The 9,516-nt window shown below is 66.5% G+C and carries 8 protein-coding genes; 2 read left to right on the top strand and 6 right to left on the bottom strand.

Annotated features, from left to right (window positions below):
* Window positions 1-115 precede the first annotated feature (115 nt).
* From ACP159_RS02365 to ACP159_RS02345, 5 genes are all read right to left on the bottom strand, one after another.
* A complete protein-coding gene (locus tag ACP159_RS02365) occupies window positions 116-1,201 on the bottom strand; it encodes a Zn-dependent alcohol dehydrogenase (protein ID WP_425098013.1) in 1,086 nt (361 codons plus the stop codon).
* A 94-nt stretch (window positions 1,202-1,295) separates the two neighbouring features.
* Window positions 1,296-2,618, bottom strand: a complete 1,323-nt coding sequence (locus tag ACP159_RS02360) for a class-II fumarase/aspartase family protein (protein WP_425098012.1) — start codon at window positions 2,616-2,618, stop codon at window positions 1,296-1,298.
* A gap of 27 nt (window positions 2,619-2,645) precedes the next feature.
* Window positions 2,646-3,356, bottom strand: coding sequence for an alpha/beta fold hydrolase (locus ACP159_RS02355; protein ID WP_425098011.1), 711 nt, complete (start codon window positions 3,354-3,356; stop codon window positions 2,646-2,648).
* 4 nt (window positions 3,357-3,360) lie between these two features.
* Window positions 3,361-4,149 (bottom strand): 3-oxoadipate enol-lactonase, encoded by a 789-nt coding sequence (pcaD, locus tag ACP159_RS02350; protein ID WP_425098010.1) that lies wholly within the window; start codon window positions 4,147-4,149, stop codon window positions 3,361-3,363.
* A gap of 122 nt (window positions 4,150-4,271) precedes the next feature.
* A complete protein-coding gene (locus ACP159_RS02345) occupies window positions 4,272-4,700 on the bottom strand; it encodes an FKBP-type peptidyl-prolyl cis-trans isomerase (protein WP_425098009.1) in 429 nt (142 codons plus the stop codon).
* 205 nt (window positions 4,701-4,905) lie between these two features.
* Here ACP159_RS02345 and ACP159_RS02340 point away from each other — a divergent pair, with 205 nt between their 5' ends.
* The gene (locus tag ACP159_RS02340; protein ID WP_425098008.1) at window positions 4,906-7,848 is read left to right on the top strand and encodes an error-prone DNA polymerase; all 2,943 of its coding nucleotides are present in this window, start codon (window positions 4,906-4,908) and stop codon (window positions 7,846-7,848) included.
* 20 nt (window positions 7,849-7,868) lie between these two features.
* The gene (locus tag ACP159_RS02335; RefSeq protein ID WP_425098007.1) at window positions 7,869-8,213 is read left to right on the top strand and encodes an antibiotic biosynthesis monooxygenase family protein; all 345 of its coding nucleotides are present in this window, start codon (window positions 7,869-7,871) and stop codon (window positions 8,211-8,213) included.
* 118 nt (window positions 8,214-8,331) lie between these two features.
* Here ACP159_RS02335 and ACP159_RS02330 read toward each other — a convergent pair whose 3' ends face one another.
* Window positions 8,332-9,516 (bottom strand): aromatic amino acid transaminase, encoded by a 1,185-nt coding sequence (locus ACP159_RS02330; RefSeq protein ID WP_425098006.1) that lies wholly within the window; start codon window positions 9,514-9,516, stop codon window positions 8,332-8,334.

Genomic DNA, 9,516 nt, shown 5'->3' with positions numbered 1-9,516 from the left:
TTTTCTTTGTTTTTGGTTTTTTTTTTGGCGCCCCCCCGCGCCCCCCCCCCCGACCGGGGGCTTCGCCCCCGGACCCCCAAGGGTATTTTTGGACCAAAGAAGCCCGGGGCGGCGCTTAGCTGTCGAAGAGGATCACGTTGCGGCGGGCCTTGCCGGTCCTGGTGTCGGCGATGGCGTCGTTGATCTGGTCGAGCCGCCAGCGGTTTGAAACGAGTTCGTCGAGCTTCAGGCGGCCTTGCCGGTAGAGATCGGCCATCCAGGGGATGTCGCGCTGGATCACCACGTCGCCCATCTTGGAGCCGATCATGTGCTGGCCCATGAAGGCCTGCACAACCGGCTCGTATTCGGCCATGCCCCCGGAGTGCGGCATGCCGACCATGATCATCCGTCCGCCCCAGCCCATGTATCGCAGGGCATCGTTGTAGGCGGGCAGGACGCCAACGGCCACGGCCACGAGGTCCGCGCCGCGCCCCAGGGCCTTGAACGCCTGCTTCCATGGCTCGTCCGCCGTGGCGAGGACGCCGTGGGTGGCGCCGAAGTCCATGGCGTCGTCCAGCTTTTCCTCGCTCATGTCGACGGCGACAATGCGGCGGGCACCGGCGATGCGGGCGCCCTGAATGGCATTGAGCCCGACGCCGCCCGCCCCGATGACGACCACATCTTCACCTGGGCGCAGGCGGCCTGCGTTGATCACCGCGCCGATGCCGGTGATGACGCCGCAGGCCAGCAGGGCGATGCTCTCGGCCGGCATGTCCTCCGGCATCTTCACGATCTGGCTCGGGTCGACGATGACCCTTTCCGCGAAGGCGCCGCAGTTCATCGACTTGACCACCGGCGTGCCATCGGCGCGGGTGATCGGCGAGGCAGGGGCACCGGCGTTTTCGCAGATCACCGGACGACCGGTGACGCAGTTGCCGCAGGTGCCGCAGGACTTGATCAGCGTGACCACCACGCGGTCGCCCGTCGCGAAGCCGGTGACGCCATCGCCAAGCCCCGTGATCCGGCCCGCCGCCTCATGGCCGTAGACCGCCGGAAGGTCGCCGCCCCAGGCACCCTCGGCGTAGGAAATGTCGGAATGGCAGATGGCGACGGCTTCGAGCGTGACCTCGACCTCTCCGGGCAGGGGCGCCCGCAGGTGAAGCTCCTCGATTTCAAGCGGTTTGCCGTGTGCCGTGCAGACGGCTGCCCTCATGGTGGTCATGTCGCCGATCCCTCCCCTGTTTTGCAAGCGAGGGTGCGACGGGCGATCCGGCGGTGCAAGCGCGAATGCGACGTGTGACGTCGCGGAGCGGGGGTCAGCCGCGCACGGCCTCGGCAAAGGCGCGGGCTTCTTTCGGGGCCGTGCCCATCTGGCGGGTGCTGTCGAAGAAGGAAGCGGGAAGGTCCGGGTATGCCTCGCGCACGATCTGCTCTAATGGACTTCCGGTTTCGCGCGCCTGCTTGCAGAGCGTTTTCGTCGCCGCCTGCGCGTCCGGGCGGGGCATCCGGGCGGCCAGTGCGAAGGAAAGCGCTTCGGCGAGGATCAGCCCCCCGGTGCCGTCTAGCGTCTCCTGCATGGTCTTGGCAGCGGGCTGGAGCGACTTGGCAAGCGCCGCGGAATGGGTCAGCGCGGCGGTGGCGGTCAGCACCAGCTGCGGGAAGGTCAGCCATTCGGTGAACCAGGCTGCACCGTCGCGCTGCTGGGCGTGGACTGCCGCGCCCTGAAGCGTGGCGTGCAGGCCCTGGGCATGGGAGGCAAGGGCTTTCAGGACGGAGGGAGCCACAGGGTTCTGCTTCTGCGGCATCGTGGACGACGCGCCGGTCCCGCCGAGGATGACCTCGCCGATCCCGGATTGCGTGGCAAGGATCAGGTCCTGCCCCATCTTGCCGCAGGCCAGCGCGGCGCGGCTGAGCCAGCCCGCAAGGCGCAGGATAGGCGTGCGGTCCGTGTGCCAACTGCGGCCCGGGTCCTGCAGGCCGAGCTTCTCGGCCAGCTCCCGGCGGATCGCGGCGGGGTCGTCGCCCAGCACGGAGGCCGTGCCGGCCGCGCCGGAGAGGCTGACCAGCAGGCAGGTTTCGCGCAGCTCAGGCAATTCCCGTTTCAGCATCAGCAGCGGCCAGCCCCATTGCGCCACCTGTGCGCCGAAGGATGTGGGCGTGGCGTGCTGACCATAGGTGCGGGCGGCCATGGGCGTTTCGGCGTGCTGCTCGGCCAGCGCGGCCAGCCCGGCGAGGATCGTGTCGAGATGCCCCTCCGCATGGACGAGCGCCTGCCGCATCCGCAGCATCAGCGCGGTGTCCTGAATGTCCTGCGAGGTCGCGCCCCAGTGCAGGTATTGCGCGTGTTCCGGTGCCTGCATCAGGTCCCGGAAGGCGGCGACAAGGGCCGGTGTGGTGACGCCATTCTCGCCGGTTGCCTTGGCGAGGCTGCCCGGGTCGATCTGCAACTCGAGGCTGGCGCGGTGGATGGCGGCGGCGGAAATCTCGGGGATGACGCCATGCGCGCCCTGCACCTTGGCCAGTGTGCCCTCGACCAGCATCATCGCCCGGACCTCGGCGCTGTCGGAGAACAGTCGGGCGGTCTCGCCGGTGGGGAAGAGCGTGTGCAGGTGAGCGCTGTCGAAGGGCGAAGCGGGCATGGCGGTCCTCGTCTGTTTCCCCGGCGTTTAGGCGCTTCGGGCGATGCTGTCGAGCAACTCCGCCAGCGCGGTCGGGTCGGCGAAGAAAGGCGAGTGCGAAGTCGGAAGTTCGTGGCGGTCTACCTCCGGCAGTTTCGAGGCGAGGAGGTCCTGCAGTTCGGGCGGAATGGCGCGGTCGTTGCGGCAGGTGATGTAGCTGCGCGGCACTGTCACCCGGGCCTCGTCCGGCAGGGCGGTGGACATCGGGGCGATGGGCTGCGGGCAGAGATTGTCGAGCGCGAACGCCACGACCTCCCGCGGGCAGTCGTGGTAGAACAGGTCCGGGGCCATGGTCTTGTCGAACGTCATGGTCGCGCCATCCGGGCCACGGCGGAACGCGGGCACCAGCGGCTGACGGCCCGCAAGTTTGCGCATCTCGGTCAGGGACAAGCCCGGCCACGGCGTGTAGGCGCAGACGAAAACAAGCCGGTCGATCATCGCCGGCGCCAGCTGCGCGGCCCTGCTGATCGGAAAACCGCCCATGGAATGACCGACGAGGATCGTACCCGGCTCCAACGCCTCAACGATGGCTTCGGCATATGTGTCGAGCGTTACTGACGTAGCGGGCGCAGGGTCCGCACCGTGGGATGGCAGGTCGATGGCCCGGGCTTCGTGACCCAGCACGGCAAGAGCTGGGACCACGTCGCGCCAGGCCCAGGCGCCATGACAGGCGCCGTGGATCAACAGGAACCGGGCCATGCGTTCAGACCGCGCCTTGCGTTTTCAGAAACTCGGTCAGGATGGCAGCGTATTCGGCGGGTTTCTCCACGCACGGAAGATGGCCCGCGCCCTGAATGAGCTTCACTTCGGAGCCGGGGATCAGGCCCAGCGTCTCACGCACGAGATCCGGCGGGGTAGAGCCATCCTCACTGCCCGCGATGCCCAGCGCCGGAAGACGCAGGGCGGCGGTGGTCGTGTAGAAATCCGTCCCGGCAATCGCCGCGCCGCAGCCCATCCAGCCCGCCGCCGGACAACGCAGGAACATGTTCCGCCAGGCGTGGAAATCGGCAGTGGTGTGGAACGGGCGGGCAAACCAGCGTTGCATCGTGCCATCGACAACAGCCGACAACCCACCGGCCGCCACCGCGTCGATCCGCTCCTGCCACATGTCGCGGGTGCCGATCTTGGCCCCGGTATTGGACAGTACAACGGCGCGCACGAGGTCCAGCCGCTTGGTCGCAAGGCCCTGCGCGATCATCCCGCCGATGGACAGACCGACGAAAATCGCATCCTTGAACCCGTGCAGGTCCATCAGCTTTTCGGTGTCGGTGACCAGTTGGCCCATGGTGTACGGGCCGGAGGGGCAATCGGAGAGGCCGTGTCCGCGCTTGTCGAAGCGCAGGATGCGCAAGCCCTTCGGCAGCAGCGGCAGGATCGGGTCCCAGAGGCGGAAATCGGTGCCGAGCGAATTGGCGAAGACCACGGGCGTGCCGTCCGCCGGTCCGTCGATGCGGTAATGCAGGCGAAGCCCGTCGAGATTGGCCATGTGCATGTGGAAGTCCTTCCCGCTGTTTTCGGCAAGCCTAACGCGGTGCGTTGGGGGCGGGAAGAGGTCCTTGCGAAAAAGGCGGGGCAAAGCCCCGCCCTACAGGATGGTGCGCTTGCTCAGATGGATCAGACGATCTCGACCAGTTCGAAGTCGAACGTCAGGTCCTTGCCCGCCAGCGGGTGGTTGGCGTCGAGGGTCACCTCGCTCTCGGTGACTTCGGTCACCGTCACCGGCACCACCTGCCCGTTCGGGGTCTGGACCTGCAACTGCAGGCCGACCTCGACCGGGATGTCCGCCGGGATCTGCTCGCGCGGTACGGATTGTGTCGCCTCCGGGTTCGGCTGGCCATAGGCTTCGTCCGCCGGGATCTCGACCTTTTTCTTCTCGCCGACGGTCATGCCCGGAATGGCCTTGTCGAGGCCGGGGATGATCTGGCCGGAGCCGACCTGGAACTCCAGCGGGTCGCGCCCTGCGGAACTGTCGAAGGTGGTGCCGTCGGTGAGGGTGCCGGTGTAGTGAATGCGAACGGTGTCGCCGGATTTGACCTGCGTCATGGGTGCTCCGAATCTGTCTTGGGAAGGGTTCATGGGAGAGGCCGGGGCCGCCGGGTGCTCTCGTTCCCCTCCTAGGTAAGGCTTTCGCTGAGGATTTGCAAACAAACGGGCCGTTTCGTGCGTGTCGGGCGGGCTTTAGGGTATTTTGGCCAAGAAGAAACCGGAAGGACTCGCTCGGAACAAAGAGGGAACATATACTGATCTCATGGCCGTGGAACTCTGCATCACTTCCAACTTTTCCTTCCTCACCGGGGCGTCGCATCCGGAGGAGTACATGGAGCGTGCCGCTTTGCTGGGGCTGGAGGCGATTGCCATCGCCGATGAGAATTCCGTCGCCGGGATCGTGCGGGCCTTCAGTCAGGCGAAGGAGATTGCCCATCAGGTAAAGGAGCGGGCGGCGATCGAGGCGCGGGACGGTCTCATTGGCCCACCCTTGCCTGAGGGGCATCCGGGGGAGCCCTTGCAGCTTAACCTGACGACGGTACCCCGGCTCATTCCGGCGGCGCGGCTGGTGTTCCGGGAGGGGGTGGAGATGACCGCGCTGGCCGCGACGCGGGAGGGCTGGCGCGTCCTGTGTCGTTTGATTTCGAAGGGGCGGCTGCGGGCGCCGAAGGGGGAGTGCCATCTCGGGCTGGATGACCTGCCGGGGGAGATGGAAGGGTTGAGGCTTGTCCTGCATCCGCCGCCGGAAGCGCGAAGCCTGAGGCCCGGCGCGGGTGGATGGCTGCCGATGGCGGAACGGCTGTCGCGCCGCCTTGGCGGGCAGATGGCGCTGGCGCTGGCCCCGTCCTATCGCGGCGAGGGGCTGGCGCACCTCGACCGGCTGGCGCGGCTGGCGGAGCGGCTGGGGCTACCCACCGTCGCCACCGCCACGCCGATCATGCACCACGGCGCACGGCGGCGCATGGCGGATGTGCTGACTGCCATTCGGAGCGGCTGCCGCGTCGCGGAGCTTGGCCGCTCGGCACTGGCCAATGCGGAGCAGCGGCTGCGGTCGGAGGCGGAGATGCGGGCCTTGCTGGGGCCCCATCAGGACGCCGTGGACCGGGCTGTGGCTTTGGCCGAAGAGTGCCGCTTCGACATTGCTTCCCTGCGCTACGAGTATCCCTCCGAGATCACCGGGCGCGAGACCGCCGCCGAGCGGCTTTCCCGGCTTGCGCATGAAGGGCTGCGCTGGCGCTATCCGCAAGGCGCGCCGCAGAAGGTCGTCGCCATGCTCGAGCATGAGCTGACGCTCATCGCCAAGCTGCGCTACGAACCCTATTTCCTCACCGTCCGCGACATCGTCGCTTTCGCCCGCTCCCGCGATATCCTCTGTCAGGGGCGCGGCTCCGCCGCCAATTCCGTCGTCTGCTATGCGCTTGGCGTCACCTCCGTCAGCCCGGAGGTCGGCACCATGGTCTTCGAGCGTTTCGTTTCCGAGGCCCGCGACGAGCCGCCGGACATCGACGTCGACTTCGAACACGAGCGGCGCGAGGAGGTCATCCAGCATATCTACGAACGCTATGGCCGCCACCGCGCCGGGCTTTGCGCCACCGTGATCCATTACCGGGGCAAGCGGGCGATCCGCGAGGTTGGCCGGGCCATGGGCCTGTCACAGGACACCATCGGCGCACTGTCTTCCCAACTCTGGGGTTTCTTCTCGCAAGGCGCGGTGGAGGATCACCGCCTGCGCGAAATCGGCCTCGATCCGGACGACCGGCAATTGCGGCTCACGCTGGACCTCGTGCAGGAGATCACCGGCTTCCCCCGCCACCTCTCGCAGCATGTGGGCGGCTTCATCATCACCGAAGGGCGGCTCGACGAACTGGTCCCCATCGAGAACGCCACCATGGCAGAGCGCACCGTGATCTGCTGGGACAAGGACGACATCGACGCCCTGGGCATCCTCAAGGTGGACGTGCTCAGCCTCGGCATGCTGACCTGCATCCGCAAGGCCTTCGACCTGATCACGCTCCACCATGGCAGGACCTACAGCCTCGCCACCCTCCCCCCGGAGGACCAACGCGTCTACGACATGCTCTGCAAGGCCGACACCATCGGCGTCTTCCAGGTCGAGAGCCGGGCGCAGATGAACTTCCTGCCGCGCATGAAGCCGCGCTGTTTCTATGACCTTGTCATCGAGGTCGCCATCATCCGGCCCGGTCCTATTCAGGGCGACATGGTGCATCCCTACATCCGCCGCCGCAACGGCGAGGAAACCGTGCAGTTTCCGTCCGATGAACTGGGCAAGGTGCTGGGCAAGACCCTCGGCGTGCCGCTCTTCCAGGAGCAGGCGATGCAGATCGCCATCACCGGCGCGGGCTTCACCCCAGAGGAGGCGGACCGACTGCGGCGCTCTCTCGCCACATTCAAGAAGCATGGCAACGTCAGCGAATTCCGCACCCGCTTCCTGCGCGGCATGGCGAATAATGGCTACGACATGGACTTCGCGGAGCGCTGCTTCTCCCAGATCGAGGGCTTCGGCTCCTACGGCTTCCCGGAGAGCCACGCGGCGAGCTTCGCCCTGCTGGTCTATGCCTCCGCCTGGATCAAGCGGCATTTTCCCGGGCTCTTCGCCTGCGCCCTGCTGAACGCCCAGCCGATGGGCTTCTACGCCCCGGCGCAGATCGTGCGCGATGCCCGCGAGCACGGCGTTACCATCCGGCCCGTCTGCATCAACGCCAGCACATGGGACAACCGGATGGAACCGGACGAAGACGGCCGCCTCGCCCTGCGCCTCGGTTTCCGCCAGATCAAGGGCATCTCCGAGGAGGACGCGAACTGGATCACCGCCGCGCGTGGCAACGGCTATACCACGGTGCGCGACGTCTGGCGAAGGGCGGGGCTGGGACCAGCGCTACTGACCCGGCTGGCGGAGGCGGATTGCTTCGCCGCGCTGGATCTGCCCCGCCGCACGGCGCTCTGGGAGGCGAAGGCGCTGACCAATGGCCCGGAACTGCCGCTCTTCGCCCTCGACATGGACGGGGAGGCGATCCATGAACCAGGCCCCGACCTGCCCGCCATGAGCCTTGGCGAGCAGGTGGTCGAGGACTACGTCGCCCTGCGCCTTTCGCTCCGCGCCCACCCCATGGCCCTGCTGCGGCCCTTCCTGACTCCGAGCACAAAGCCGGTTGAAGCCTGCGCCGCGACCGGAAAGACTGGCTGAAACAATCTCCCGGAGCCGCCATGATCGCCATCATCTTCGAAGTCACCCCAAAGGACGGCAAAAAGGACGCCTATCTCGACATCGCCGCGCAGATGCGCCCTCTCGTCAACGAGGTCGAAGGCTTCCTTGGCGTCGAACGCTTCCAGAGCCTGACAAACCCGGACAAGCTGCTCTCCATCAGTTTCTTCGAGGACGAGGCCGCCGTGGACCGCTGGCGCCAGCTGGCCGCCCATCGCAAGGCGCAATCGCAAGGGAAAAACCACCTCTTCGCCGACTACCGACTCAAGGTCTGTCACGTCCTGCGCGACTATGGCCCCCACGATCGCGCCGAGGCCCCGGACGACAGCCGCGCGGCGCATGGCTGAACCCCAGCTTCTTCTTGGCTCAAATACCCAAAAAAAACGGCGCCTCCGAAGGGACGCCGTCAACATTCATTGCAGCACTCGGTAGGGCGGGGCTATGCCCCGCACCCCGCGCGAAAAATCAGACCCCCGCGTCGATGATCGCCTTGGCGAGGATCGGCACGGTGGTCTTGTTCAGACCCGCGATATTCAGGCGCGAATCCCCAACCATGTAGATGCCCGAATCTGCCCGCATCTTCTCCACCTGCTCAGGGCTCGCGCCGAGTCGGGAGAACATGCCCCGGTGCTGGGCGATGAAGGCGAAGCGATCGGAGCCGGACAGGCGCTGCAGTTCCGCCGCGAGTTGCTCGCGCAGGCCCAGCATCGACAGCCGCACCTCTTCCAGTTCTGCCGCCCAATCGGCCCGCAGCTCCGGATCGGTCAGCACCATCGTCACCAGCCGCGCACCGTGGTCCGGCGGGAAGGAATAGTTCTGCCGGTTGAGGTAGTTCAGCGTGCCCTGGTTGAGTTTCTGGTTGCCGTTCTCATTCGCCACGGTCATCAGGAGGCCGGTGCGCTCACGGTAGATGCCGAAGTTCTTCGAGCAGGAGGCGGCAATGATCGTCTCAGGGCAGGAGGACGCGATCAGGCGCACGCCCTGCGCATCTTCATCCAGACCGTCGCCAAATCCCTGGTAGGCGATGTCGACCATCGGGATCAGGCCCTTTCGGTTCAGGAGAGCCACGAGATCCTTCCACTGCGCCATGTTCAGGTTCGCGCCCGTCGGGTTGTGGCAGCAGCCATGCACCAGCACGACGTCGCCCTTTTCCGCCTTTTCGAGATCCGCCATCATGCCGTCGAAGTCGACGCCGCGGGTCTCGTTGTCGAAGTAGCGGTAGAGGACCGTCTCCATCTGCATGTGCTTGAGGATCGACAGGTGGTTCGGCCAGGTCGGATCGGAGACCCAGACCTTCGCCGCCGGGTTCGCCATCTTCACGAGGTCGAAGCCCTGACGCACCGCGCCGGTGCCGCCCGGGGTTGCCGCCGCCGAGACATTCGCACGCGGAACAGAGTCACCCAGAACCAGCGCGATCATCGCGTCGCCATAGGCCGGATCACCGGCAAGGCCGGTGTAGGACTTGGTGGTTTCCTGCTCCCAGAGCTTCTTCTCCGCCGCCTTGATCGCCCGCATGACGGGTGTATTGCCGCTGGCATCCTTGTAGACGCCGACGCCAAGGTCGATCTTCTGCTCGCGCGGGTCTTCCTTGAAGGCCTGCATCAGCATCAGGATCTTGTCTGCGGGTTGCTCCTTGAGGGATTCGAACAT

It is taken from the genome of Tropicibacter sp. S64, assembly GCF_049803835.1.
Classification (GTDB): Bacteria; Pseudomonadota; Alphaproteobacteria; order Rhodobacterales; family Rhodobacteraceae; genus Pacificoceanicola.
This window is presented reverse-complemented; position numbering and strand designations above follow the sequence as displayed.

Excerpts from the sequence above, each read along its gene's own strand:
- ACP159_RS02330 (WP_425098006.1), bottom strand. The coding sequence starts at position 9,516 with ATGTTCGAATCCCTCAAGGAGCAACCCGCAGACAAGATCCTGATGCTG.
- pcaD (WP_425098010.1), bottom strand. The coding sequence starts at position 4,149 with ATGCACATGGCCAATCTCGACGGGCTTCGCCTGCATTACCGCATCGAC.
- ACP159_RS02340 (WP_425098008.1), top strand. The coding sequence starts at position 4,906 with ATGGCCGTGGAACTCTGCATCACTTCCAACTTTTCCTTCCTCACCGGG.
- ACP159_RS02360 (WP_425098012.1), bottom strand. The coding sequence starts at position 2,618 with ATGCCCGCTTCGCCCTTCGACAGCGCTCACCTGCACACGCTCTTCCCC.
- ACP159_RS02355 (WP_425098011.1), bottom strand. The coding sequence starts at position 3,356 with ATGGCCCGGTTCCTGTTGATCCACGGCGCCTGTCATGGCGCCTGGGCC.
- ACP159_RS02335 (WP_425098007.1), top strand. The coding sequence starts at position 7,869 with ATGATCGCCATCATCTTCGAAGTCACCCCAAAGGACGGCAAAAAGGAC.
- ACP159_RS02345 (WP_425098009.1), bottom strand. The coding sequence starts at position 4,700 with ATGACGCAGGTCAAATCCGGCGACACCGTTCGCATTCACTACACCGGC.
- ACP159_RS02365 (WP_425098013.1), bottom strand. The coding sequence starts at position 1,201 with ATGACCACCATGAGGGCAGCCGTCTGCACGGCACACGGCAAACCGCTT.